The 23,892-nt window shown below is 60.7% G+C and carries 21 protein-coding genes; 11 read left to right on the top strand and 10 right to left on the bottom strand.

The genetic code is table 11. The features are described 5' to 3' along the window. The first annotated feature begins 172 nt into the window (after nt 1-172). Both zntR and G5253_RS17170 read left to right on the top strand, forming a co-directional pair. Nucleotides 173-628, top strand: coding sequence for a Zn(2+)-responsive transcriptional regulator (zntR, locus tag G5253_RS17175; protein ID WP_005341244.1), 456 nt, complete (start codon nt 173-175; stop codon nt 626-628). Nucleotides 629-842: 214 nt separating this feature from the next. Then, nucleotides 843-1,082, top strand: a complete 240-nt coding sequence (locus G5253_RS17170) for an alternative ribosome-rescue factor A (RefSeq protein WP_421203838.1) — start codon at nt 843-845, stop codon at nt 1,080-1,082. Between the two features lie 171 nt (nt 1,083-1,253). On the opposite strand, the gene hemW is transcribed toward G5253_RS17170, so the two are convergent. Further along, nucleotides 1,254-2,399, bottom strand: a complete 1,146-nt coding sequence (gene hemW / locus G5253_RS17165; protein ID WP_421203836.1) for a radical SAM family heme chaperone HemW — start codon at nt 2,397-2,399, stop codon at nt 1,254-1,256. Between the two features lie 90 nt (nt 2,400-2,489). After that, nucleotides 2,490-3,086 carry an RdgB/HAM1 family non-canonical purine NTP pyrophosphatase gene (gene rdgB, locus G5253_RS17160; RefSeq protein WP_005340539.1) on the bottom strand — a complete coding sequence of 199 codons (597 nt, stop codon included), beginning with the start codon at nt 3,084-3,086 and terminating at the stop codon, nt 2,490-2,492. Nucleotides 3,087-3,324: 238 nt separating this feature from the next. Here rdgB and G5253_RS17155 point away from each other — a divergent pair, with 238 nt between their 5' ends. The 3 genes from G5253_RS17155 (at nt 3,325) to G5253_RS17145 (ending at nt 6,231) form a co-directional block, all read left to right on the top strand. Then, complete coding sequence (locus G5253_RS17155; protein WP_005340537.1) at nt 3,325-4,488, top strand: multidrug effflux MFS transporter; 1,164 nt, start codon at nt 3,325-3,327, stop codon at nt 4,486-4,488. A gap of 135 nt (nt 4,489-4,623) precedes the next feature. Continuing rightward, nucleotides 4,624-5,673, top strand: coding sequence for an oxidoreductase (locus G5253_RS17150; RefSeq protein ID WP_421203834.1), 1,050 nt, complete (start codon nt 4,624-4,626; stop codon nt 5,671-5,673). A gap of 309 nt (nt 5,674-5,982) precedes the next feature. Beyond that, nucleotides 5,983-6,231, top strand: coding sequence for a hypothetical protein (locus tag G5253_RS17145; protein WP_005340533.1), 249 nt, complete (start codon nt 5,983-5,985; stop codon nt 6,229-6,231). 62 nt (nt 6,232-6,293) lie between these two features. On the opposite strand, the gene rimJ is transcribed toward G5253_RS17145, so the two are convergent. Together rimJ and G5253_RS17135 are read right to left on the bottom strand one after the other, a co-directional pair. Further along, on the bottom strand, nt 6,294-6,845 hold the full coding sequence (rimJ, locus tag G5253_RS17140) for a ribosomal protein S5-alanine N-acetyltransferase (RefSeq protein WP_421203832.1): 552 nt from the start codon (nt 6,843-6,845) through the stop codon (nt 6,294-6,296). After that, nucleotides 6,845-7,399 carry a GNAT family N-acetyltransferase gene (locus G5253_RS17135; protein WP_421203830.1) on the bottom strand — a complete coding sequence of 185 codons (555 nt, stop codon included), beginning with the start codon at nt 7,397-7,399 and terminating at the stop codon, nt 6,845-6,847. Before G5253_RS17135 ends, rimJ begins: the two co-directional genes overlap by 1 nt. 347 nt (nt 7,400-7,746) lie before the next feature. On the opposite strand from G5253_RS17135, the gene G5253_RS17130 reads away from it, so the two are divergent. After that, a complete protein-coding gene (locus G5253_RS17130) occupies nt 7,747-9,522 on the top strand; it encodes a M4 family metallopeptidase (RefSeq protein ID WP_421203828.1) in 1,776 nt (591 codons plus the stop codon). A 32-nt stretch (nt 9,523-9,554) separates the two neighbouring features. Here G5253_RS17130 and G5253_RS17125 read toward each other — a convergent pair whose 3' ends face one another. Next, the gene (locus G5253_RS17125; RefSeq protein WP_005349020.1) at nt 9,555-10,448 is read right to left on the bottom strand and encodes a LysR family transcriptional regulator; all 894 of its coding nucleotides are present in this window, start codon (nt 10,446-10,448) and stop codon (nt 9,555-9,557) included. Nucleotides 10,449-10,540: 92 nt separating this feature from the next. Here G5253_RS17125 and mdtH point away from each other — a divergent pair, with 92 nt between their 5' ends. Then, nucleotides 10,541-11,737: a multidrug efflux MFS transporter MdtH gene (gene mdtH, locus G5253_RS17120; protein ID WP_319919482.1), complete on the top strand. Its 1,197-nt coding sequence runs from the start codon at nt 10,541-10,543 to the stop codon at nt 11,735-11,737. Nucleotides 11,738-11,876: 139 nt separating this feature from the next. Then, nucleotides 11,877-12,788: a bifunctional helix-turn-helix transcriptional regulator/GNAT family N-acetyltransferase gene (locus tag G5253_RS17115; RefSeq protein ID WP_421203825.1), complete on the top strand. Its 912-nt coding sequence runs from the start codon at nt 11,877-11,879 to the stop codon at nt 12,786-12,788. Nucleotides 12,789-13,039: 251 nt separating this feature from the next. Here G5253_RS17115 and prfC read toward each other — a convergent pair whose 3' ends face one another. From prfC to G5253_RS17095, 4 genes are all read right to left on the bottom strand, one after another. Continuing rightward, complete coding sequence (prfC, locus tag G5253_RS17110) at nt 13,040-14,626, bottom strand: peptide chain release factor 3 (RefSeq protein WP_236325568.1); 1,587 nt, start codon at nt 14,624-14,626, stop codon at nt 13,040-13,042. Between the two features lie 219 nt (nt 14,627-14,845). Continuing rightward, nucleotides 14,846-16,693, bottom strand: a complete 1,848-nt coding sequence (locus tag G5253_RS17105) for a diguanylate cyclase (RefSeq protein WP_421203823.1) — start codon at nt 16,691-16,693, stop codon at nt 14,846-14,848. A 195-nt stretch (nt 16,694-16,888) separates the two neighbouring features. Further along, complete coding sequence (gene viaA, locus G5253_RS17100; protein ID WP_216952886.1) at nt 16,889-18,343, bottom strand: ATPase RavA stimulator ViaA; 1,455 nt, start codon at nt 18,341-18,343, stop codon at nt 16,889-16,891. Between the two features lie 9 nt (nt 18,344-18,352). After that, a complete protein-coding gene (locus tag G5253_RS17095; protein ID WP_266134770.1) occupies nt 18,353-19,966 on the bottom strand; it encodes an ATPase RavA domain-containing protein in 1,614 nt (537 codons plus the stop codon). Nucleotides 19,967-20,279: 313 nt separating this feature from the next. Between G5253_RS17095 and G5253_RS17090 the strand changes: the two genes are divergently transcribed. Beyond that, nucleotides 20,280-20,714 carry a DNA polymerase III subunit psi gene (locus G5253_RS17090; protein WP_227341928.1) on the top strand — a complete coding sequence of 145 codons (435 nt, stop codon included), beginning with the start codon at nt 20,280-20,282 and terminating at the stop codon, nt 20,712-20,714. Between the two features lie 109 nt (nt 20,715-20,823). Continuing rightward, the gene (gene rimI / locus G5253_RS17085) at nt 20,824-21,273 is read left to right on the top strand and encodes a ribosomal protein S18-alanine N-acetyltransferase (RefSeq protein ID WP_216952883.1); all 450 of its coding nucleotides are present in this window, start codon (nt 20,824-20,826) and stop codon (nt 21,271-21,273) included. A 7-nt stretch (nt 21,274-21,280) separates the two neighbouring features. Here rimI and G5253_RS17080 read toward each other — a convergent pair whose 3' ends face one another. After that, nucleotides 21,281-21,781, bottom strand: coding sequence for a hypothetical protein (locus tag G5253_RS17080; protein ID WP_421203851.1), 501 nt, complete (start codon nt 21,779-21,781; stop codon nt 21,281-21,283). Nucleotides 21,782-22,008: 227 nt separating this feature from the next. On the opposite strand from G5253_RS17080, the gene G5253_RS17075 reads away from it, so the two are divergent. Continuing rightward, nucleotides 22,009-23,799 carry an AMP-dependent synthetase/ligase gene (locus G5253_RS17075; protein ID WP_421203820.1) on the top strand — a complete coding sequence of 597 codons (1,791 nt, stop codon included), beginning with the start codon at nt 22,009-22,011 and terminating at the stop codon, nt 23,797-23,799. The last annotated feature ends 93 nt before the right edge of the window (nt 23,800-23,892 follow it).

Genomic DNA, 23,892 nt, shown 5'->3' with positions numbered 1-23,892 from the left:
GTTTTCCACTTGATTTTCTCGAAACGTTTGCACTTTCAGTGTTTTATGGGAAAAAGGGTCGCCAGGAGATGTTTATCTGCCCCTTTTATGCCCTTGGCTGGCAATCCATGGGCAAAGGGGTGATAGTGGATTCCGGTTTTTGTGGCGGCATACATTCAAGGGGAGAGAGAGCATGTATCGGATCGGTGAACTGGCCAAGGCGTGCGGGGTCAAGGCAGATACCCTGCGTTTTTACGAGAAGAACGGGCTTATCTCACCGGGGATCCGAAACGAATCCGGCTACCGCCTCTACAGCGAACAGGACAAGCGGCGGCTGGAGTTCATCATTCGCGCTAAGTCGGTGGGATTCTCGCTGGCCGATATCGGCGAACTACTCGACCTCGATACCAACAAGGCCAAAGTCACCTGTCAGGAGGTGAAAGCGGTGGCCGACACCAAGCTGGCCCAGGTGGAGCAGAAGATCATCGAACTGACCCGCTTTCGCGACAATCTGCGCGAGCTCTCCAATATCTGCTGCGGCGGCCCTCGCTCGGCGGAGCACTGCGCCATCCTCGAGACGCTGGAATCTGGCGCCCCGGCCCATCACGAGCATCACAGCCACGACCAGCATGACCCGGTTCATGGCTGACATGTCATGCCTGACTGAGCGTGCCTAGCTCAGTGTGACTGACTCGGCGCCGCCGACGCATTGCTCCGGCGGCGATTTGGTGACAAAATCGCCGCGTTTTTAACCGGTGCCAGTCCATCCGGTTGCTGGGCGCTAGCCTAGACAGGTGCCCGCAGCGAAAACCGCCATCCAGACACAAGTATCAACACACCAATAGAAAAGAAGAGGAGCCATCATGGCCAAAATTCGGGTCGACCAACCCGCCCTCCCCCGTGAGGAAGATGCGCAAGGGGGCAACTATGCCCATCAGCACGGCGAGATAAAGGATAACCATCTGCACGCCCTGCTCTCCGATCCGCTGTTTCGCAGCCGGGTCGAGCGCAACAAGAAGGGCAAGGGGAGTTACCAGCGCAAGGCCAAATTTGGCAAGCGGTGGGAGCCCGGCCAACAGCAGATGATCCGCGTCTGCTGCTGAGCGGGTTTCTACCGACCATAAACAATCAGGGCGCCATGGGCGCCCTGATTGTTATCTCGAAACACGGTTCGCCAAAACTGCCTCACGACCTGTTGCGAGAAGCTGTCAGCGAGGTGAAGAGCAGCGCATGAACCTTGATCACGGCTTCGCAGCCAGATCGTGAGCCAGTTTTCACTCATCCATAAACAGTTCGAGCAACACGTTCAGATAGCGATGGCCGAGAGAAGTGAGCTGCCAGCTATCCCCCAGATCCTCGATCAGCTCCTTGCTTTGGGCGATGGCGAGCACTGTCTCGACCCGCTCCAGCGGCAAGCCGGTATAGGCCTCGAACTCCGCCTTGGGGGCCGGTTCAAACAGGCGGAAGCGGTTCATAAAGTATTCGAGCGGCAGATCGTCTGCCGTCACCTGCCACTGCTCGTCCAGATAGGGGCGACTCTTGTCCAGATACCCTTTCGGATGCTTCACCTTGGCAGTGCGCAGGATCTGCTTATCCGCGAGATCGGTCACCTTGCCGTGGGCACCACAGCCGATCCCCAGATAGTCGCCAAAGCGCCAGTAGTTGAGGTTGTGATGGCACTGGTAGCCCTCTTTGGCATAAGCCGAGATCTCGTACTGGCGATAACCGCTGGCGGTGAGCATGGCGTGACCCTGCTCGTAGATGTCCCAAAGGGTGTCATCTTCCGGCAGCTTGGGTGGTTTGGAGGCAAATGCCGTATTCGGCTCTATGGTGAGCTGATACCAGGAGAGGTGCGGTGGTGCACAGTCGATAGCCTGTTGCAGGTCATAAAGGGCGTCATCCAGACTCTGATCCGGCAGACCGTGCATCAGATCCAGATTGAAGGTAGGCAACTTGATGGCATGGGCCAGTGCGGCGGCCTTGCGCGCCTCTTCCGGGCCGTGAATGCGGCCGAGGCGGGTCAGCTTCTCCTGCTGGAAGCTCTGCACCCCGATGGAGATACGGTTGATGCCGGCGCGCTGGAAACCGGCAAACTTGTCCGCCTCCACCGTGCCCGGGTTGGCCTCCATGGTGATCTCGCAATCCGCGGTGAGCACAATGCGGGCCCGTACTCCGTCCAGCAAGGTTTGCATCGCCTCCACCGTCAGCAGGCTGGGGGTGCCGCCGCCGATAAAGATCGAGGAGAGCGGCCGCCCTTGTGCCCACTTCAGATCCTGAGCCAGATCCTCCAGCAGGGCAGCGACATATTCGAGGTGAGGCAACTCCCCCTTCTGGGCATGGGAGTTGAAGTCACAGTAAGGGCACTTCTGGACGCACCAGGGCACATGAATATAGAGAGAGAGCGGCGGCAGTTGCAGCATGGGGCTTCCAATAAAACGGGGGCTCAAGGCCCCCATTGTAGATGACTATGTGTGATTGACCGTGTGTAACCGACAAGGTGGCGAAGTAACTCAGTGCGCCGCAGCCAGCGCCGCTTTGAGCTTGGCCAGCGCCTGACCGCGATGACTGAGCTGGTTTTTCAGCTCGGCGGGCATCTGGGCGGCGGTGCAGTCGTGATCCGGCACGAAGAAGACGGGGTCATAGCCGAACCCGTGCTGACCGCGCGGCTCGTCGATGATCATCCCTTCCCAGCTCGCCTGACAGATGATGGGGGTGGGATCGTCGGCGTGGCGCATATAGACCAGCACGCACCAGAAGCGGGCGCTCTTCAGGTACTCGGGGGCACCTTGCAGCTCGCCGAGCAGCTTCTCGATGTTGGCCTTGTCACCGGCACCCACACCGGCAAAGCGGGCGGAGTAGACGCCGGGGCGCCCTTGCAGCAGATCGACTTCTAGACCGGAGTCATCGGCCACGGCGGGCAGACCAGTAATGCGGGCGGCGTGGCGGGCCTTGATGATGGCATTCTCGACGAAGGTGGTGCCGGTCTCATCGGCATCGGAGACCGCAAACTCGCTCTGTGGGATCACCTGGATCTTCATATCGGCCAGCATGGCGGCCAATTCCTTCACCTTTTTCTGGTTACCTGTTGCCAGGACAAGCTTGTTCATCGAGCACCTCCGCAAAAATAATCTGCGCATTCTATGCGGCGCAAGCGTTTAGTAAAAGCGCCAATTACACCCGCTGTGATGGGGTTGCGGGTGATTGGAAGCCATCGAATAACCAGCTTTTTAATACATGTTTCCATAATGGAATAACCAAAGTGATTAAATACCATTTCTATTCATTACTGTGAGTCAGTAGACTCGCGCCCCAATTCAATAACCTGGCTGACTAAAGAGGTGACAGATGCCATTGATACTTTTGCTCGTACTACTGGTGCTGTTCAGTCCGCTGGCTATCGACATCTACCTGCCCGCCATTCCGCAGATGGCCGAGCAGCTGGGCGCCGAAGTAACACTGATGCAGGGCACCATCACCTGGTTCCTGTTCAGCATGGGGCTGGGGCAACTGCTTGTTGGCCCGCTGGCCGATCGCTACGGTCGCAAGCCCATCGCGCTGGGCGGCGTGCTGCTCTATGGCCTGAGCGCGCTGGGGGCCGGTTTTGCCGCCAGCCTCGGCGAATTGATGCTGGCCCGGGTGCTGCAGGGCTTCGGCGCCTGCGCTACTTCGGTCGCCGCCTTCTCGGTAGTGCGTGACAGCTATGGCCCGAAAAAGAGCGGCCAGATGATCTCCTATCTCAATGGCGCCATCTGCTTTATTCCTGCGCTGGCGCCCCTGCTCGGTGGCTGGCTCACCGCCAAGGCGGGCTGGTCTGCCAACTTCTGGTTTATGGCCGGTTATGCGCTTATCGTCGGCAGCTGGCTGATGTGGCGGATGCCGGAGACCCGCCCGGAGGAGACCCGCAGCGAAGGGGCCCTCATCAGCTGGTCCCGCTACAGCCCGGTGCTGCGCTCCCCCAGCTTCCTGTTCAACGCGGCGCTGTGCATGCTGGCGATGGCGGTGATCCTCGCCTATGTCACCGCCGCGCCGGTACAACTGATGGTGAAACTGGGGCTCGATATGAGCGGCTTTAGCTACTGGTTTACCGCCAACGCCGCGCTCAACATTCTGGCCTGCTTCATGGCACCACGCTTTATCGCCAAGGTGGGGCCAAGACGCACTCTGCGCATCGGCCTGCTGGTGTTGATGCTCTCGGCCATCACCCTGACTCTGGCCATGCACATCGAACATCCGCTGGCGATGATGGGGCCGGTATTCCTCTCCAGCATCGGCTTTGCCATGATTCTGGGCTCGGCCGCCGGGATGGCGCTGGCACCGTTCGGCCACTGCGCCGGTACCGCCGCTGCCCTGCTCGGCCTGTTCCAGATGAGCGGATCCGGCGCGTTGGTTGGCCTGACCGGCGCCCTGATGCACGACCCGCTGAGCCAGCTGGCGCTGCATATGTGGCTGCTGCTGCCGCCCTTGGTGATGCTGATGACCCGACGCGGTCGCCGCTTGTGTTTGCAATAAATCCTGTGCTCTGATGGGCACACTCAGGGGGCCATCGGCCCCCTTCTCGTTTGTATCGCCTTTACAACGAATGGCCATCCGGCAGAGAGCCTGCGATGGCAACCCCACTCACTCGATGTCAGCGGAGAACTCCCGATGAGCCACACTCTCAACGCAGCCCTAGTGGGCTATGGCTTTGCAGGCAAGACCTTCCACGCCCCCTTCCTCTCCACCACCCCGGGCTTGTCCCTGAGCTGGGTGGTAAGCCGCGATGCCGCCAAGGTGCAGGCCGATCTGCCCGACTGCCGGGTCGGCTCACTGGAGGAGGTGCTGAGGGATGAGACCGTCGATCTGGTGGTGATCACCACCCCCAACGACACCCATGCTCCTCTGGCCCGCCAGGCGCTGCTGGCAGGCAAACATGTGGTGATCGACAAGCCCTTTGCGCTGGATCTGACCGAGGCGCAAGCACTGGTCGAACTGGCCGAAAAGCAGCAGCGACTGCTCAGCATCTTCCACAACCGCCGTTGGGACGGGGATTTTCTCACCGTGCGCCGTTTGATTGCCGAGGGGACGCTGGGGCAGATCGCCCAGTTCGAATCCCACTTCGATCGCTATCGCCCCGAAGTGCGCCAGCGCTGGCGCGAAGCGGGTGGCCCGGGTTCCGGCCTCTGGTTCGATCTCGGCCCCCACGTGCTGGATCAGGCATTGCAGCTGTTCGGCCAGCCGGACTGGCTGCAGGCCGATCTGGCCGAGCAGCGCCCCGGCGCACTGGCGGACGACTACTTCCATGTGGTGCTGGGTTACGGTGCTCTGCGGGTTATTCTGCATGGCAGCTGTCTGGTCTCGGCCTCCATGCCGCGCTTTGTCATTCACGGCAGCCAGAGTTCGTTCGTGAAATTCGGTATGGATGTGCAGGAAGAGCAGCTCAAGCAGGGCTTGCGGCCGCCGGCGGCGGATTGGGGCATGGATAGCGAACCAGGTCAGCTCAGCCGCATTGTCGATGGTCAGTTACAGCAGCAGAGCCTGGTGGGTGAGGCGGGGGATTATGGCGCCTACTATCGCGGTGTCTGCGCCGCCATCAAGGGCGAGGAAAGCAACCCGGTGCCAGCAAGTGAAGCGCTGGCGGTGATGGCGCTGCTGGATCTGGCCCGTCAGAGCCACCTTGAGGGAAAACGGCTGCCCTGTCAGAAGCTGTCTGACTAAGGTACGGGTCATCGGCCGCACTTGATCAACCTTGACCTTGTTAAACCGCCACAAGATGGCAGCAAAGTGGTGCTTTATTGTACAATTGGCGCTATTTAACGGCATTTTGTATTGATATCAGTCGTTGCAGTGGAGCTTTTTATCCACGGCACGAAAAAATGTTATTGTGATATCCGTTTTCATCGGTAGCTAATGGGGCTATATTGCGCCCGCCCGCTGCCTCCCGGCTTCTTGTTTCGATACCGGGCAACGGTGGGCGCTGTGATGGTTGCACAGACCATCTCTCCATATTTATTTGAGGGAATGCACATGAACAAAGTACTGGTAGCCGGTATCCTGGGTCTGATGTTGACTGCTTGCGGTCAGAAAGAAGAAAAAGCTGCCGCTCCTGCTGCTGCTCCGGCCGCCGAAGTTGCTGCCACTGTAGAAAAAGCCGCTAGCGAAGCCACCTCTACCGTAGAGAAGGCCACCTCCGAAGCGACTGCAACCGTAGAAAAAGCTGCTACTGAAGCCGCTACCAAGGTTGAAGCTGCAGTGAGCGATGCCAAGGCCAACTAAGCCTGCACCTCATTCGAAGACGGGTCCGAAGGCAACTTCGGGCCCGTTTTTTTATCTGCCGTTCAGGGCGCCGGATTAATCAGCGAGGTGAGGATGTGATCCTCCCAGCGGCCATTGATCATCAGATACGCCCGTGCAAACCCCTCCCGCTCGAAGCCGAGCCGCTCCAGCAAGGCGCCACTGCGCTGATTGGCTGGCATATAGCAAGCCATGATGCGATGCAGATCGTGCTCCCGAAACAGGTAGTCGATGGCGGCTGACAGCACCTCTCTCATCACCCCCTGCCCCTGATGCTGCTGGTCGATGGCATAGCCCAGATGACACGCCTTGAAGACCCCCATCAGGATATTGCTGAAGTTACAGGTGGCGATCACCCGCTCGCCAGCCGGATCGAGGGCCACCAGATTGACGCCGGTGCCGTTGAAAAACTGGCTGTAGCTGTCCTGCAGCCGGGCATGCCAGTACGAGAGGGTGTAAAACTGCTCGTCCCGAAGCGGCTCCCAGGGGGCGAGATGGTCGCGGTTGCGCCGATAGAAGTCGAGCATCATGGGGGCCTGATCCGGCGACAGTATGGTCAGGTGGGTGCGGGCCGTCTTGATATGTGGCAGCGCCATCAGGACTCCCTCTGTCTTAGCCACTCATCGCGCAGCAAGCTGTAGTGGGCATGGTCCACAATCCGGTTGCCCAGCCGCTCTGCGCGCCGGGTCACCCCCTCAAGCTGCATCCCGAGCCGTTCACAAACAGCCCTGCTGGGCTCGTTATCGGTGGCGGCGCTGATCTCCACCTTCTCCATCCCCATCTCCTCGAAGGCGTGGTGGATCAGGGCCTGACAGGCCCGGGTGATGATACCGTTGCCCTGCCAGCGCTCCGCCAGCCAGTAACCGATGACCACCTTGCCAAGGTCGTGATCGATGCTGTTGTAACCTATGACCCCCACCACCTCCCCCTGATACTCGATGGCGGTGGTTAGCCCCTCGCCCCGGGCGAACTTCTCGATGGTACTGCGAATGAAGAGGGCGCTGTCGACGGGGCGCTGGATCAGTGGCGGCCAGGGTAGCCACTGGGAGAGGTACTCCCGGTTGTCATTGCAGAGGGCAAACAGTTCGCTCGCCATATCGGGCTGCAAGAAGAGCAGCGCAAGCTCGTCGTCCAACTGCCATGAAAACATGGGATTCTCCTTTCAAATCAGTGATCAAATCGCGAACCAGCCACCCAATGTAGCCAATCGCCACTGGCCGCGCCAGCCACTTTTACGGCCCTCCTCCGGCAGGCTTCGCAGAGGGTGACTGCGCACGTACTCTCCTCCCTCAAAAGAGGAGGGTGGGTGTCTGAAACCGGATAATGCTCTCCACATGGCGCCGACGAATGCCCACAAACGGCACTTTGGCAGATCCTGCTACCCCTTTGTGCTGCGCTGTCACTTTTGACAGGGTGCACTTTCCCCCACCGGCACTAGCTTCAAAACGCCCGACCTTCGGTCGGTTTATCAACCTCATCGATTTAAGGAAAGAAGAGATGAATAAAATTTATCTGGCCGTTGCGCTGGCCTGCTGGGGAAGCGCCGCACTGGCGGCGCAAGAGGTAGAGATCAACGTAACGGCAAACGGCATCCGGGCCATGACCGGCCTCAGTGCCGCGAGTGGTACATTGCAGCTGGAAGATGGCGAGTTTCGTCAGGTGCGGGTGGTCAAGCTGCCCAACGGCCAGCAGCGGATCCGCTACGAGCAGGTCTGGAACGGCATCCCGGTAATGGGTCAGGTCGTCGTGGCTGACAAGAGCCTGAACGGCCAGCTGCAACAGGCCAGCGGGCGCATGCTGCGCCAGATCGATCAGGATGTGGCAAGCCCGGCCGCCACCCTCTCACCACAGGATGCCGCCAGCAAAGCCAAAGCGGGCAGCAAGGGGAGCAACGATCAGGTCAAACTCTACGTAATGCAGGATGAGAACGGGCTGGCCCGGCTGGTTTATCAGGTCTCCTTCATCGCCGAAGGTGACAAGCCAAGCCGCCCCTTCGTCATTCTTGATGCCCAGAGCGGTGAGGAGCTCAAACGCTGGGAGGGAATCAACCACAAGGACGCCAGCGGCCCGGGGGGCAACATCAAGACCGGCAAATACGTCTACGGCACCGACTTTGGCCCGCTCATCGTGGATGACAACTGCCGGATGACCAGCCCCAACGTCGATACCATCAACCTCAACCACGCCACCTCAGGCGGTGCCATCCACCAGTTCACCTGCCCGGAGAACCGGGTCAAGGAGATCAACGGCGCCTATTCGCCCCTCAACGACGCCCACTACTTCGGCAACGTGGTGTTCGACATGTACCGCAACTGGTACAACACGGCGCCCCTCACCTTCAAACTGAAGATGCGGGTTCACTACAGCAAGAATTACGAGAACGCCTTCTGGGATGGCAGCCAGATGACCTTCGGTGACGGCGCTACCACCTTCCACCCGCTGGTGAGCCTTGATGTGGCGGCTCACGAGGTGAGCCACGGCTTTACCGAACAGAACTCCGGGCTGATCTATTCAGGACAATCCGGCGGCATCAACGAGGCCTTCTCCGATATGGCGGGTGAAGCGGCCGAGTTCTACATGAAGGGGAGCAACGACTGGCTGGTCGGCGCCCAGATCTTCAAGGGCAACGGCTCCCTGCGCTACTTCGAGGATCCGACCCGGGATGGCAGGTCCATCGGCCATGCGGCGGATTATCAGGAGGGGATGGATGTACACCACAGCTCCGGGGTCTATAACCGCGCCTTCTACCTGCTCGCCACCAGCAGTGGCTGGAACACCCGCAAGGCATTTGAAGTCTTCTTGCTGGCCAACCGCCTCTACTGGGGCGCCAACACCAACTATCAGCAAGGGGCCTGCGGCGTCAGCCGGGCGACCGCCGATCTGGGTTACAGTCAGGCGGATGTGGCACGGGCCTTCCAGACCGTCGGGGTCGATGCCAGCTGCGGCAGCACGCCGCCACCGAGCGACAACGTGCTGCAAAACGGCGTGCCGGTGAGCAACCTCGCCGCCAGCAAGGGTGGCAAACTCAACTACACCCTGAACGTACCGGCGGGCACCAGGTCGCTGCAGATCAGCAGCAGCGGCGGTACCGGTGATGCCGACCTCTACGTCCGCTTTGGCAGCGCCCCCACCAGCAGCAGTTACGACTGCCGCCCCTACAAGGGGGGCAATAACGAAAGCTGCTCGTTCACCAATCCCAAGGCGGGCACCTGGCATGTGCAGCTGTCAGGGTTTGCAGCGTTCAGTGGCGTGACCCTCAAGGCCAGCTACTGATCCACCCGGTGCGGGCCTTGTCCCGCATCGCTCTACTCATTGCGCCACCGTTTCGCCAGCGTGCGGGCGGTGGCCAACACGGTTTCCCGGGCCGGGTTGGGCCGCTTGCCACCTCGCCAAGCCATCATCACATCCCAATGCTCTTGCGGCAGATTGCGCACATCGAGCCTGACCAGCCGCCCCACCTCCAGATCCCGCTTGATGGCCAGCTCCGGCATCAGGGTGATAAACCCGTGTTCCAGCGCCAGATCCCGCGCCGCACTGGCGGGCTGCACCGCATGCAGGGGGCTGGCGGCCCGCCGCAGCCGCCGCAACTGCTGGATAAAGACGTCACACCCCGGCCCCCATACCTGAGGCGCCAGCCGCTGGTCGGCAATATCCTCCAGGGTGAGGCCGTGACAACCGGCCAGCGGATGCAATGGCGAGGCGATAGCGATAATGGGGGAGCAGCAGAGCAGCTCCATCTGCAGGCCAGCAACCGGCGGGCGCTTGAGTACAAAGCCGATATCGGCCTCCCCGGTCAGCAGCGACTGCATGATCTCGCCGGAGTGATCCGTGGTGCAGCGGATTTCGAACGGCTCGTCCACCAGCTCCATCAATAGCGAGCCAAACACCACCGAAGTGAGGGATGGCAGGCTGGAGAGACGGATACAAGGTAGCGCAGGCGCCCCCTGCAGTGCCAGCCGCCCTTCGCTCAGGATCGCCAGCGCAGAGCGGGCCGATGGCAGAAACTCCTCGCAGGCACGGGTCGGCGTCACCCCGCGCCGATGACGCTGAAACAGCGGCGCCCCGAGGCTCTCCTCCAGCTGGGCAATCCGCTGGCTCACGAGCGGCTGTGACCAGCCACGAATGGCCGCCGCCTGACTGAAGCTGCCCAGCTCGGCCACATCCAGCAGCAGTTGCAGATCGTCCAGATCCATAGACATAAATAATCCTGATATGAAATATAGGTAGTTGTCGTCTACCACTATATCTAAACCCTCTCCAGAATGAAGGTATCTGTGAATGAGAGGGCGTTATGGTCGATAGGGCGAGGTTTTGGGGGCGTTGGTTTCTGGCGCTGGATACCACACTGGTGATCCTGGGTTTCTTTGTGGTGATGCCGATGATCAGCCTGCGCTTCGTCGATCAACTCGGCTGGGCGGCCGGTCTGGTGGGGCTGGCCCTCGGCCTGCGCCAGCTGACCCAGCAGGGGCTGGGGATCTTTGGCGGCTCCCTCGCTGACCGCTTTGGCGCCCGCCCGCTCATCGTCACCGGCATGCTGTTGCGCGCCGTCGGCTTTGCCACCCTGGCCTGGGCCGACAGCGGTGCCATGCTGATCTTCTCCTGCTTCCTCTCCGGACTGGGCGGTTGCCTGTTTGACCCGCCACGGGCCGCACTGGTGATCAAATTTACCCGTCCCCATGAACGGGGCCGCTTTATCTCCCTGCTGATGATGCTGGAGAGCGCGGGAGCCGTCACCGGTGCCCTGCTAGGCAGCTGGCTGCTGCGCTTTGACTTCACCTATGTCTGCCTGCTGGGTGCCGGGCTCTTCACCCTGGCGGCCCTGTGCAACTGGACCCTGTTGCCCGCCTACCGCCTCTCGGTCAAACCGACTCCGATGCGGGAAGGGTTGGGGCAGGTGCTGGCGGATCGCGCCTTCTGCCGACTGGTGCTGATCCTGAGCGGCTACTACATGCTGTGGGTACAGGTGATGCTGATTTTCCCCATTCTGGTCAAGCAGCTCTCTGGCACCACCACGGCAGTGGGCTGGATGTACAGCCTGGAAACGGCGCTGTCACTGGCGCTGCTCTACCCTATCGCCCGTTTCAGCGAGCGGCGCTATCGGCTGGAGAGCAGGCTGATGGCGGGTATCCTGCTGATGACGGTGGGGATCGGGCTGGTCGCTTTCGTCAACACCCTCTCCGGCATCTTCGTGCTGCTGGCCTGCTTCTATCTGGGGATCATCATCTGCGAACCGGCCCGGGAGACCCTGATGACCCGGCTTGCCAACCCCACAGCCCGCGGCAGCTACATGGGCTTCAGCCGCCTCGGACTGGCGCTGGGGGGCATGACCGGCTACGTGGGCGGTGGCTCCCTCTATGACTTCTCGCTGCAACAGGGACAACCGGCCCTCCCCTGGCTGGTGCTCGGTACCATAGGCGTCGCCACCATGTTGCTGCTGGCCCGCTGCTTCTCCCGCCGCCCGGAGCTAGCTATCAGAGCCGCCGCCTGACGACCCCCCTGCCTACGGCAGCCCCGCCAACGGTGCTGCCGCTCACCCCATATTCTGCAAGTCATCACAGCAAAAGGTTGCGAATTACAACTTTTACGCTATTTTAGTTGTCATGCACAACTAAACAGGAAACCACGATATGGATCCCCGTCCCCTGCGCGCCCTGTCGCGCGATCTGGTTCGCGAACTCGGCATGCTCTCCCAGCAGTGCGGCAATCTGGCCCTCACCCCCATCGAGGCTCACCTGCTGATCGAGCTGGAAAACGCCCCGGCCACCAACCAGCAGCTGGCAGAAAAGCTGCACATCGACAAATCCAACGCCAGTCGTCCACTGGCCCGCCTCGCCGAGCGGGAGCTCATCAGCTGGCACCCGCACCCCTCCGATGGCCGCAGCAAGGAGGCCCGCCTCACCGTCAACGGTCAAGGGATGCTGCTGGAGTTGCACCGGGAGATGGACGGGGCGATGGAAGAGATGCTGGCGCAGTTGAGCTTGCCCGAGCGGGAGCAGCTGTGGCAAGGGCTGCGGCTCTATCGCAGCGCCCTCTCCCGCGCCCGTCGCCAGCGGGGTTACCGGATCCGCCCCATCACGGCGGCGGACAATGCCCAGATCGCCTTGGTGATCCGCGCCGTATCAGCCGAATATGGCCTCACCGCCGACAAGGGGTATGGGGTCTCGGATCCCAATCTCGACACCCTCTCCCAGAGCTATCAGGGGAAGAAGAGTCGCTACTGGGTCATCGAAGGACCGGACGGTTCCATCCTCGGCGGTGGTGGTATCGCGCCATTGGCAGGAGAAGAGGGAGTCTGCGAGCTGCAGAAGATGTACTTTATGCCAGCACTGCGCGGACTGGGCCTTGGCAAGCGGCTGGTATTGCAGGCACTGGACGAGGCGCGCGCGCTTGGTTATCAGCGCTGCTATCTGGAAACGACCGAGGTCTTGCGCGAAGCCACCAACCTCTATGAATCACTGGGCTTTGAACACCTGCCCAGCCCCCTTGGCTGCACCGGCCACGGGGATTGCGAGATCTGTATGGTACTGACACTGGGGTAGCCCCCCTCATCCCCAACCCTTCTCCCGCAAGGGGAGAAGGGGGCAAAAACAGTTCCGCGATCTTTCAGGCAGACCTCTGATGGTTCCCTCTCCCTCCGGGAGAAGGCTAGGGTGAGGGCTGCTTGCGACTGGTATCTGCTGAACCATTACCCCCCTGCATCCCTCCTTAAACAGGCAAAACGGCACAAAACAAGAGACCCCGCCGAAGCGGGGTCTCTTTGATTATCTGCCAATAAGCAAACCAGCGGTGATCAGTGCTCGCGAGTCTGGCGGAACTCCACGTCCGGGTGGCGCTCCTGAGCTAGGCGCAGGTTGACCATGGTCGGTGCGATATAGGTGAGGTTGTCACCGCCATCGAGGGCCAGGTTGACCTCGTTCTTGCGCTTGAACTCTTCGAACTTCTTGACATCGGTACCTTCCACCCAGCGGGCGGTGGAGACGTTGACCGCCTCGTAGATGGCCTCAACGTTGTACTCGCTCTTGAGGCGCGAAACCACCACGTCAAACTGCAGCACACCGACCGCACCGACGATGAGATCGTTGCTGATCAGCGGACGGAACACCTGCACCGCCCCCTCTTCGGAGAGCTGCACCAGCCCCTTGAGCAGCTGCTTCTGCTTGAGCGGATCGCGCAGGCGGATGCGGCGGAACAGTTCCGGTGCAAAGTTCGGGATACCGGTGAACTTGAGATCTTCACCCTGGGTGAAGGTGTCACCGATCTGGATGGTGCCGTGGTTGTGCAGACCGATAATGTCACCAGCGAAGGCGTCTTCCGCCTGCTCACGGTCACCGGCCATAAAGGTCACGGCGTCGGAGATGTTCACATCCTTGCCGATACGCACGTGGCGCATCTTCATGCCCTTGCTGTAAGTACCTGACACGATACGCATAAAAGCGATACGGTCGCGGTGCTTCGGATCCATGTTTGCCTGGATCTTGAACACGAAACCGGAGAACTTCTCCTCGGTCGCCACCACTTCGCGGCTCTCGGCCTTGCGCGGCATGGGTGCCGGCGCCCAGTCGGTCAGGCCATCCAGCATGTGGTCAACACCGAAGTTACCCAGTGCGGTACCGAAGAAGACCGGGGTCATCTCGCCAGCGATAAAGGCATCGTGATCGAACTCGGGAGAGGCGCCCTGCACCAGTTCCAGCTCGTCACGCAGTTGCTGGGCCAGATCTTCGCCGACGGCAGCATCCAGATCCGGGTTGTTCAGCCCCTTGACCACCCGCTTCTCCTGGATGGTGTGGCCCTGACCGCTCTGATAGAGATAGGTCTCATCCTTGTAGAGGTGGTAGACACCCTTGAAGGATTTGCCACAGCCGATAGGCCAGGTGATGGGGGCACACATGATCTTCAACTCGCGCTCCACCTCGTCCATCACTTCCATCGGATCGCGCACTTCGCGGTCCAGCTTGTTCATAAAGGTGAGGATGGGGGTATCACGCAGACGGGTGACTTCCATCAGCTTGCGGGTCCGGTCTTCAACACCCTTGGCGGCATCGATAACCATCAGGCAGCAGTCGACCGCGGTCAGGGTACGGTAGGTATCTTCGGAGAAGTCCTCGTGACCCGGGGTGTCGAGCAGGTTGACCAGACAATCGGCATAGGGGAACTGCATCACCGAGGTGGTGATGGAGATACCACGCTGCTTCTCCATCTCCATCCAGTCGGATTTGGCGTGCTGGCCCGAGCCACGGCCCTTGACGGTACCGGCGCGCTGAATGGCCTGTCCGAACAGCAGGACTTTCTCGGTGATGGTGGTTTTACCCGCATCCGGGTGCGAAATGATCGCAAAAGTGCGTCTCTTGGAGACTTCACTCAGAAATTCAGCTGACATAATTCAACGTTCTTCTATTGAGCGGTGGCATCGGCCACCGTGGGAATAAATCCGGAATGCCGCTCACGGCACATGTATACGCAACGAAAGCCACGCCAGCTGGCGTTTTGCCAACCTGGTGGAGAGAGGGAGGAGGGTTGCGTTACATGGGTCTTCTCGCCTGAGTCAAAGCAAAATTGCGCGACATTATACCCGCGCGAGTGAAAAATACCCAGTCCGTCAGTCGTCTGTTTCCACCCGGTTGCGCCCGGCCCCTTTTGCCCGGTAGAGAGCCTCATCCGCACGCCGGATCAACGCGGCCAGATCCTGATCATCATCGCGCTGGCAGGCACACCCGATGCTGATGGTCACCGGATGGGACAAACCGGGCAACGCCCGTTGGCCGACCCTGGCGCGGATCCGCTCAGCCAAACGGGACGCCTCCTCCAGCCCCGTCTCCGGCAGCAGTGCCAAAAACTCCTCTCCACCGGTACGGCCCAGCAGATCCTGCTGCCGCAACTCTCTTGCCACCATTCTGGATACCCACTGCAGTACCCGATCTCCCTGATGATGACCCAGCGAATCGTTGATCCGCTTGAAGTGATCGATATCAAAAAGCAGCAGAGAAAAGGGCATTCGCTGCCTGCGGGCCAGCTCAAAGTGCTCGCGCCCATCCACCAGCACCCGACGCCGGTTATCGATGCCGGTCAGCTCATCGGTAAAGGCCAACCGATGCATCCGACGATTGCGCTCCAGCAACCACCTCATCGTCAGCAGAGCCACTCCACCGCAGAGCACCATCACCACCAGCAACCAGAAGCGACGCTCCTTGATCTGCGCCAGCTCCTGCCGCTGCAACTGCTGCTCGACCCGCAACCGCTTGTTCTCTTCCGCCTGGCGGGTCAGTTCAAACTGGCCGCGCACCCAGGCTGTACTCTGCTCTCGCTGCATCTGGTCGAGGCGCTGCTCTTGCACCAAATGATCCCGCAAGGCCGCCAGCGCAGCCGGATAGTCCCCTTGCAGCTCGAATGCTTCGCTGCGCACTGCGTAGAGATCCATCAGGTAACGAGTGTGCCCCTCAGCCTTCAGGATCGGTTCAATCTTCGCCAGTGCGCTCAAGGCCGGGACCGGATCCCGCATTTTCACCTGCAGTTTGGCCATTACCAGCTCGAGATGGGCGTGGAGGATAGGATCAACTTCAGGGGTGAGCACGCCTGCTGCCTGCGCCAGCAAGCGTCCGGCCTGCTCCAGGCGCGCCAGACCGAGCAGAGCCTCCGCCAGCATCACTTGACGATCCGCATGTTCAATCCGGTACTCGGGTTGTTGCAAAAAGGCGAGACTACGTTCGAGCTCCTGCTGCGCTTCCTGATAGCGCCCCGTCTCCAGATAGACCAGAGCCAGCTGCTCTCTCATCCTGGCCAAACCGAACCCGTCATGGTTGTGGGCAAAGTGTTCATGCAACCGGTTCAGGGTAGTGAGCGCCTCGGCATAGAGACCCATGCGGCGAAACGCGGCGGCAATCTCGAGCTGCGCCCGGTTATACCAGGTGGTCAATCCCAACCGTTCGTAGATGTCGTGCGCCCTGGTGAGATCCACCAGCCCCTGCCCTGACGCCCCCTGAAACGACAACATGGCTCCCCGGTGGGACAGCGCAAGCGCCTCCAGCTTGAGCACAGCGGCCTCCCCTGCCAACCGCAGCCCCTCATCATAATCCCGACGGGCCTGTGCCACCTCGCCGAGCAGCTGATTGAACCAGCCACGACAGATGAGTAACTCGGCAATGGCTGCGTCATCTCCCCGTTGTTGAGCCAGCACCAGTTGGCTGTCGGCATACGCAATCGCACGGCGAGACGCCTGGATGTCATCGGCAGATTGGGCCCAGCAAGCCAGACGACTGATCCGCATCAGCTGGGACGGTGGATAGTCGCTGCCATCCCGCAGCAAGCGAGCAACGCGCTCCCGCAGCAACTCGATAGGCTGATGGACCTGCTCCATCTCCTCCAGTTCATTTTCCAACTGCTCGGGGGACAAGGGTCTGGCTGCCAGCCCGAATACCGCCAGCAACAGCAGCAAGGCAAGTCGGCTCATAAACACTCCGGATGAATGGGGAAAGAGCAGCAGGCGACCCGATACCGGAAAATCACCCTGTAACAACGGCTGTAAAGGCTACCGCAAGGAGAGAGGACTTGAATGGGTTTCATCTCACATTTTACAGCAATATCATAACGTTGGAATGAGGAGGGGGATACAGAGCGAAAGAGGGGGCTGGCTCCCTCCCGGTAACTAATGATGCTGCCAGCGCCGCAGTAGCCGGCCGCGCAGACCGCAATCGAGCAGCCAGCTGTTGTCAAAGACCCGCAACAGTGCCGGTTTGGCGTGCCGGGACATGGCCACTGCGTGAAAGCGGGTCTGGCGCTGGCGATAGCGGTTCATCTGCTCGAGCAGGGCATGGGGCAGACTCTGAGCGATAAAGTCCGAAATAACCAGCACATCTGCCTTGGCAAAAGCGGGCTCATCGAGTTTGACCAGCGCCTTCTCCAGACAAGGCACCAGATCGGTACCACCGTGAAAGCTCATGGAGAGGAAGCGCTCCGCCTTGTCCAGTCCGGTATCGGCGGTGATCTCAAGGGTCGCCACCTCGGTAGAGAAGAGCATCAGGTAGCAACCGCGCTTCTCATCCATCGCCACCTTGAGCAGCGCAAGAAAGAGTGCCTTGGCACACTCCTCGGGATAGCCCCCCATGGAGCCGGAGGTATCGACACAGACGATAAAGGGGCCCCGCTGCTGCAACTGCTGCCCCCCCTGCTCCGGGGTGCGCAGCATGATGCGCTGGCGCGGCAAGGTGCCGCGTGACTGGTAACTGAGCAGGCGCCGCTCCAGATAGCGGCGGTAGAACTCCAGCTCCAGCTCCGGCAGCCCCAGCATCACCGCCTCGCTTGGCAGTAGCCGCATCAGGTCGCTCGCCTGGTGGATGCCCACCAGGTCGTCCGGCACATCGTCGCTGGGGGCGGGCTCCAGCTCCAGCACCTGAACCGGTGGCACCGGCTGCTCCTGCGCCCGGCGATCCCGCTCGCTGCGCCCGAGAAGAGCGGCAATCTCCGCCAGCAAGGGCTCGCGCTGCAACATACGGGCGTATTGCTTGACCAGCACCAGACTGCGTTTGTGCCAGTGCCCCTGCGCCAGATCCCAAAGACCACCGGCTGAGATCTGGTTCGGATCGAGGGCATCGGCCAGGGTGCGGCTCGCCAGCAGCTGATCTTCAATCTCCTGACGCTGCTTCTCCCGCTCCGCCTCGGCGATCTGCTGCTGCAGTTGCAGCAGGCTCCCCACCAGACTGGCACGCCACTTGTCGATAAAGAGCTGGCGCAGCCCCTCGGTGGGGTGAGCCATCAGCTGGCGAACCAGCGAACGGGCCTCACCGGCAAAGGGGCTGTAGTGATCCAGCGACTCCAGCAGGGCGGGCAGGCGACCAATCAGCTCGGTCATCGGCAACTGCCGGTGCGCCTGATAGAGCAGGTACTCCTGCTCCAGCGCCACCGGCACCGGCTTGTGACGGATCTCCTCGCCAAGCTGCTCACCCCAGCTCTGCAGGCGCTTTTTCAGCAGCTTGCCCTGCAGCGGGGAGCGCTTGATGAACTCGGAGATCTTGGGCGACGCAGCAAGCAAAAGTGCCACCTCCCCTGCCAGCTCCCCTTCGCCAATCAGCAGTCCCAGATCCAGCATGCCAATCTCAAGCATGAGCGCTCCTTACTCGTCCAGCCTTGGCAACCGCTCGCGCCACTGTGTCAGCTCGCCGCGCAGCAGTTCAAGATCCCGGCTCAGCACGAAGAAGCTGTCCTCCACCTGTTGCAGCCAGCGCTGGGCAATAAAGAGGTGCTGCCGATGACGATCGAACAGAGTACGCTGCTGTTTAAGCTCCAGTACCACCTTGCCAACCTGGGCAAGCAGCTCATCAAGCGCTTGCAGCCAGGGCTCCAGCACCACCTCGGGGATGGCGTTGCGCTCCATCAATACCAGTGGGATCTGCTGGCGCTGGATATCGAGCACCTGCAGGCGCAGCTCATCGTCAAGTACCAGCTCGTAGTGTCCCTCTTTCGGGTTGCCATATTGATAACCCACCAGCGCCTCGCCGGTCGGATGCCAATGGGAAAGCAGGGTACGATCGAACACCAGGGTGCTGGTGAGACGCTCGGGATCGCTGCCATCCAGCGGTGCCGGGGTGAGCAGATGGAAGTGCACCTGCTTGCCAAAGGGTCTGGCGTTGGCGAGGGGGATCTCGATCCCCCTCGCCCGTCGGCCAAACCACTGCTTGCGCTTGCGCGCCTTGCAGCAGAGACGTTGTGCCACGCCCTGTTTGAGCTGTTTGAATTGATCCCGCAGGGCAAGCAGCTGGCGGGTCAAGGCCAGTTGCTGATAACCGTAGAGACGGGAGAACTCGGTCATCATCTCCAGCAGGGCGGTGCGGGACTCCTCGTCATGCCAGAGACAATCCTTGAACAGCAGCAGATCCACCGGTGCGACCTCATCGCGGCCATTGAAGAAGGCGCTCGCCTTGATGAGCCGTACCGCCTTCTTCCAGCGGCGATCCGACACATAACAGCGATGGGCCAGCTGGCTGTCTAGCTGCTGGCGCAGCTGATAGATAAGTTCGAAACAGGCATCCGGCAGGCGCACCTGCTCAATCTGGCTCTGCCACTGCTCGTACTCATCCCCCCGGATCTGCAGGGATTCCGGCAGATTCTGGTGGGCGTGACCGTCGCTGGCCAGCATGGATTGAAAGTTGGCTTTCTCCTGCACCCGGTCCATCCAGATCCGCACCAGCATCCGGTCGTAGAGCGCTTCCAGCCCGCTGTCCGGCGCCGGCAGCTCGTTGGAGGCGGTCACCAGCAGCCGCATGGGGATTGGATGCTGGCTATCACCATTGCGGAACTGCCGTTCGTTGATGGCGGTGAGCAGGGTGTTGAGAATGGCGGGACCCGCCTTCCAGATCTCGTCGAGGAACACCACCTCAGCCTCCGGCAGATAGCCGGCAGTGAGGCGCAGGTATTTGCCATCCTCTTTCAGCGCCTGAATGGAGAGGGGGCCAAATACCTCCTCCGGTGTGCTGAAACGGGTCATCAGATATTCAAAGTGGCGGGCGTCGTGAAAGGCCAGCTTGAGGCGACGGGCAATCAGACTCTTGGCGATACCGGGTGGCCCCAGCAAGAAGACACTCTCACCGCTGAGGGCTGCCAGCAGACCGAGGCGCAGGGCATCCTGCCGTTCATAAAGCCCCTCACCAAGGGCTGCCAGCAGCCGGGGCAGGCGCTCCTGGATGGGAATAAGACGCGCAGGGTTCTGGGCTTGAGCTAAAGACGACATAGAGAGTGTTCCGAAGCTGGGATGATGTTAGCCCCAAGGCGTGATATCCATTTGCTCGACCTTGGGTTTTGTCTTGTTATGATGTTTATTCTGGTATCTCTTGCCGCACAATACCCGCCTCTGGCAGGAAAAAACGCAAAGGCAGTGCGATACCGTATCGGCAGCGTGCTGCGCCCATGCATAGCCAGTGTCGTGATGGCACCATGCCCGCATGCGCCAGATGATGCGTTGCAAAGGGTGCAGCAAAAGCGGTTCGAGTGTACCCTGCGCAACACAATTTTCCCCAACGCAGATCAAGAGTGAGTCGCCCCAGATGCAAGATCCCGTTCGTCAGAGCATGTTGGCCCGCATGGGCATTCAAAGCTGGCAACTGCGTCGTCCGGCATTGCTGGGTGCAGATCTCGTACCCGAGCTTGCGCAAGATGCCGTGCAGCCCGACCAGACAGCACCGGCCACCCGCGCTCCGCTGCCCAGCGGCAAACTCTGGTTGCTGGCGCCTCAGCTGCCTGCCACCACGCTGCTGGCGGATATCTGCCAGCTGCTCGGCATGACCCCCGACGAGGTCTCACTGCTCAGCGAGCTGCCGCCTGCCAACCTGCAAACGGCGGATGCCTCACCGCTGCTCTGGCTGACGGAGGCCAACCCGGAACGACCCGATGCGTTGATCTGTCCGCTGGCCCCCAGTGCCGCACAAAAGCGCGCCCTGTGGCAACAACTACGCCGACACCTGGCGAACAGTACGGCATGATCCTGCATCATGCCTTCAACGCCCTCTTGGAAGCCGCTCTTTTTACCTGATTTTACAAAAGTCGTCTTTGCCAACCCCGACATCCTCCACCCAGTCACCCGGAGTCAACATGCCTGAGTTTCGTCCCCTGCTCGAAGCCGATTTCGACCTTGTCTATCCCATAGAGCAGGCCGCCCACAAGGAGCCCTGGAGCCAGGCCAACCTGCTATCCTGCTTCGGTCCTCGCTATCTCAACGGCTTGATGCTGGTCGATGGTCGCCCGGCCGGCTTCTATATCTCGGATCTGGTGGCCGGAGACAGCTCGCTGATGAATATCTGTGTCCACCCCGAATTTCAGGGCAAGGGGTTGGGACGGACACTGCTGCAAGCCTACCTGACTCGCAGCAAACAAGCCGGGGCAGAGGCCTGGTTTCTCGAGGTGCGGGCAGGCAACCAGACCGCCATCAACCTCTACGAGAGCGCCGGCTTTGCCGAGTATTGCCGCCGCGCCGACTACTACGGCACCGGCAATGATCGGGAAGATGCGGTACTGATGTCCCGCCTGTTCGACTTCAGCTGATCCCGCCTCAATCGAGGGGGGCATTGTCCATCGCCGGATCCTGCAAGGAGAGAGTGGTGTGAACCACCGCCTCGAATCCGGCGGCGGAAAGCGGCATATAGAAGCCCCGCAGCCAGGTTTTCCCCGGCATCCAGATCTGCTGTATATCCACCACTATCTTGATCGGTTTGAGGGGTTGACCCGGCTGCTGGATATAGATGCCGGGCGGTGTGGCCACCTTGGGAAAACGGCGCAGGATCTGTTCACTACCATCCCCCTTGCCCGGATTGAGCCGCACCTTGACCAATCGGCTCAACGGCACTCTCATCTCTTCACTGCGCCAGAAGCGTTCTTTCAATGCCTTGCAGCGACGGCACTTGGGGGTCTCCAGCACATAGAGCAGCGGATAGCCCAGCGCCAATGCCTGCTGTTGGGCCTGCTGGTATCCCTCCGCCCCTTCATACCAGGGATTCGCAGGCTGCTGTGTCTTGCCCAGAAAGTACCAGGCCGCCCCGCCCCCCACCATCATGAGCCCGATCACGGCCAATGCCCCTTTCATCCATAGATTCATATCGTTAACTCTCCCTTTGCTCCTTTGCAGTATCGGCCACTCTGCACAAAGGAAGAGCTATTTGCACTCTTTGTGATCCAAGACAAACAGCGAACACTTGTAAGCTGTAATCTTGGAGTTTAAACTCTAGCCCGATTTTTAGTGCCCTTGCGGGCGTACAACTGTAATTAAAGGATGTTTAACTGATGCCGAAGCTTCATCTGGTTCGACTGATGCGTGAACGTATTGCCCAGCTTGGCAACAAGGCTGCCCTGCGGGTTCAGCAGGATGGCCAGTGGCGCGCCATCGGCTGGCGTACTCTGGGCCAGGCCATGGACTACTGCGCACAGGCGCTGATCCGTGCCGGCCACCAGCCCACCGAGATGGTCGGCATCTATGCCCGCAACATGCCGGAATGGACTCAGGCCGATCTCGGCATCTTGGCCGCCCGCGGCGTCAGCGTCCCTATCTATCCCACCAGCACCCTCGATCAGCTGCGCTACATCGTCAAAGATGCCGGCATCAAGGTGCTGTTCGTTGGCGAGCAACCCCAGTTCGATCAGGCGCTGCAACTGATTGAAAACGGCGAGATCCGCCAGATCGTCGCCCTCGATGGCAGCGTCAACCTGCGCGACTGCGGGCAGGCGAGTCACTTCCAGACATTTCTGGTCTCCGGCAACCATCAGCCCAGTGAGCAGGAGCTGCGCGAGCGGGAAACCCAGTACCGGATGGATGATCTGCTGACCCTGATCTACACCTCCGGCACCACAGGCGAACCCAAGGGGGTCATGCTCGACTTCAACAACATCGCCGCCTGCTTCGAGATGCACAACAGTCGCCTCGATCTGAATGAGCAGGATGTGTCGCTCTGCATGCTGCCACTCAGCCACGTGTTCGAGCGGGCATGGAGCTACTACGTGCTCTACTGCGGCGCCGAGAACGTCTATATCCGCGATCCGCAGAAGGTGATGGATGTGATTGGCGAGGTGCAGCCGACCGTGATGTGCGCCGTGCCGCGCCTCTACGAGAAGGCCTATGCCATGATCCAGGCCAAAGTCGCTCAGGCTCCGGCTCTGCGGCGCGCCCTGTTTGGCTGGGCAACCCGTGTCGGCAAGCAGATGGTTGCCACCCGTCAGACGGGCAAGTCCGCTTCCCCGCTGCTCTACGGCCAGCTCTGGCTCGCCGAGCGACTGGTGTTTCGCAAGCTGCGCGCCCGCTTTGGCGGCCGCACCCGCTTCCTGCCGGTGGCGGGCGCCCGTCTGGCCGACGATGTGAACCTCTTCTTCCAGGCGATGGGGCTCAACCTCAAGTACGGCTACGGCATGACCGAGACCACTGCCACCGTCTGCTGCTACGAAGACAGCCAGTTCAAGCTCGGCTCCATCGGCACGGCACTGAACGGCATCGAAGTGAAGCTGGGTGAGAACAACGAGCTGCTGGTGCGCTCCCCCACAGTGATGCGCGGCTACTACAACAAGCCGGACGCCACCGCCGAAGTGATGACCGAGGATGGCTTCCTGCGTACCGGCGATGCCGGTGAGCTCGACAGCCAGGGCAATATCTACTTCACCGAGCGCCTCAAGGAGCTGATGAAGACCTCCAACGGCAAGTACGTGGCCCCGCAACTGGTGGAAGGGACCATCGGCAAGGATCGCTTTATCGAGCAGATCGCCATCGTCGCCGATGCCCGCCACTTCGTCTCGGCGTTGATCGTCCCCTGCTTCGAGTCGCTGGAGGAGTACGCCCGCTCCATCAACCTGCAGTACCAGTGCAAGACCGAGCTGCTGCGCCACTCCCGGGTAATGGAGTTCTTCGAAGCCCGCATCGCCGATCTGCAAAAAGAGCTGGCCAAGTTCGAGCAGGTGAAGAAGTTTACCCTGCTGCCGAGCGCCTTCTCCATGGAGCTGGGTGAGCTGACCCCCACCATGAAGCTGCGCCGCAAGATCATCGAGGCCAAGTACCAGAGCGAAATCGAGGCCATGTATAACCACGTCTGATATCGCTCAGGTTCAGATGTCTAGTCCTGAAATAGGTTTACACATTTTCAACTAGCATTTCTCTACTCAGAACCCCCTATGTACCGCATCGGG

This window comes from Aeromonas sp. 602658 (assembly GCF_049173005.1).
Taxonomy (GTDB): Bacteria; Pseudomonadota; Gammaproteobacteria; order Enterobacterales; family Aeromonadaceae; genus Aeromonas; species Aeromonas veronii_A.
Note: the sequence above shows the minus strand (reverse complement) of the source record. Positions and strands in the feature narration are given on the sequence as shown.

Bases quoted from the DNA above. Each gene is read 5' to 3' on its own strand.
- zntR (WP_005341244.1), top strand. From the start codon at position 173: ATGTATCGGATCGGTGAACTGGCCAAGGCGTGCGGGGTCAAGGCAGAT.
- G5253_RS17170 (WP_421203838.1), top strand. From the start codon at position 843: ATGGCCAAAATTCGGGTCGACCAACCCGCCCTCCCCCGTGAGGAAGAT.
- hemW (WP_421203836.1), bottom strand. From the start codon at position 2,399: ATGCTGCAACTGCCGCCGCTCTCTCTCTATATTCATGTGCCCTGGTGC.
- rdgB (WP_005340539.1), bottom strand. From the start codon at position 3,086: ATGAACAAGCTTGTCCTGGCAACAGGTAACCAGAAAAAGGTGAAGGAA.
- G5253_RS17155 (WP_005340537.1), top strand. From the start codon at position 3,325: ATGCCATTGATACTTTTGCTCGTACTACTGGTGCTGTTCAGTCCGCTG.
- G5253_RS17150 (WP_421203834.1), top strand. From the start codon at position 4,624: ATGAGCCACACTCTCAACGCAGCCCTAGTGGGCTATGGCTTTGCAGGC.
- G5253_RS17145 (WP_005340533.1), top strand. From the start codon at position 5,983: ATGAACAAAGTACTGGTAGCCGGTATCCTGGGTCTGATGTTGACTGCT.
- rimJ (WP_421203832.1), bottom strand. From the start codon at position 6,845: ATGGCGCTGCCACATATCAAGACGGCCCGCACCCACCTGACCATACTG.
- G5253_RS17135 (WP_421203830.1), bottom strand. From the start codon at position 7,399: ATGTTTTCATGGCAGTTGGACGACGAGCTTGCGCTGCTCTTCTTGCAG.
- G5253_RS17130 (WP_421203828.1), top strand. From the start codon at position 7,747: ATGAATAAAATTTATCTGGCCGTTGCGCTGGCCTGCTGGGGAAGCGCC.
- G5253_RS17125 (WP_005349020.1), bottom strand. From the start codon at position 10,448: ATGTCTATGGATCTGGACGATCTGCAACTGCTGCTGGATGTGGCCGAG.
- mdtH (WP_319919482.1), top strand. From the start codon at position 10,541: ATGGTCGATAGGGCGAGGTTTTGGGGGCGTTGGTTTCTGGCGCTGGAT.
- G5253_RS17115 (WP_421203825.1), top strand. From the start codon at position 11,877: ATGGATCCCCGTCCCCTGCGCGCCCTGTCGCGCGATCTGGTTCGCGAA.
- prfC (WP_236325568.1), bottom strand. From the start codon at position 14,626: ATGTCAGCTGAATTTCTGAGTGAAGTCTCCAAGAGACGCACTTTTGCG.
- G5253_RS17105 (WP_421203823.1), bottom strand. From the start codon at position 16,693: ATGAGCCGACTTGCCTTGCTGCTGTTGCTGGCGGTATTCGGGCTGGCA.
- viaA (WP_216952886.1), bottom strand. From the start codon at position 18,343: ATGCTTGAGATTGGCATGCTGGATCTGGGACTGCTGATTGGCGAAGGG.
- G5253_RS17095 (WP_266134770.1), bottom strand. From the start codon at position 19,966: ATGTCGTCTTTAGCTCAAGCCCAGAACCCTGCGCGTCTTATTCCCATC.
- G5253_RS17090 (WP_227341928.1), top strand. From the start codon at position 20,280: ATGCAAGATCCCGTTCGTCAGAGCATGTTGGCCCGCATGGGCATTCAA.
- rimI (WP_216952883.1), top strand. From the start codon at position 20,824: ATGCCTGAGTTTCGTCCCCTGCTCGAAGCCGATTTCGACCTTGTCTAT.
- G5253_RS17080 (WP_421203851.1), bottom strand. From the start codon at position 21,781: ATGATGGTGGGGGGCGGGGCGGCCTGGTACTTTCTGGGCAAGACACAG.
- G5253_RS17075 (WP_421203820.1), top strand. From the start codon at position 22,009: ATGCCGAAGCTTCATCTGGTTCGACTGATGCGTGAACGTATTGCCCAG.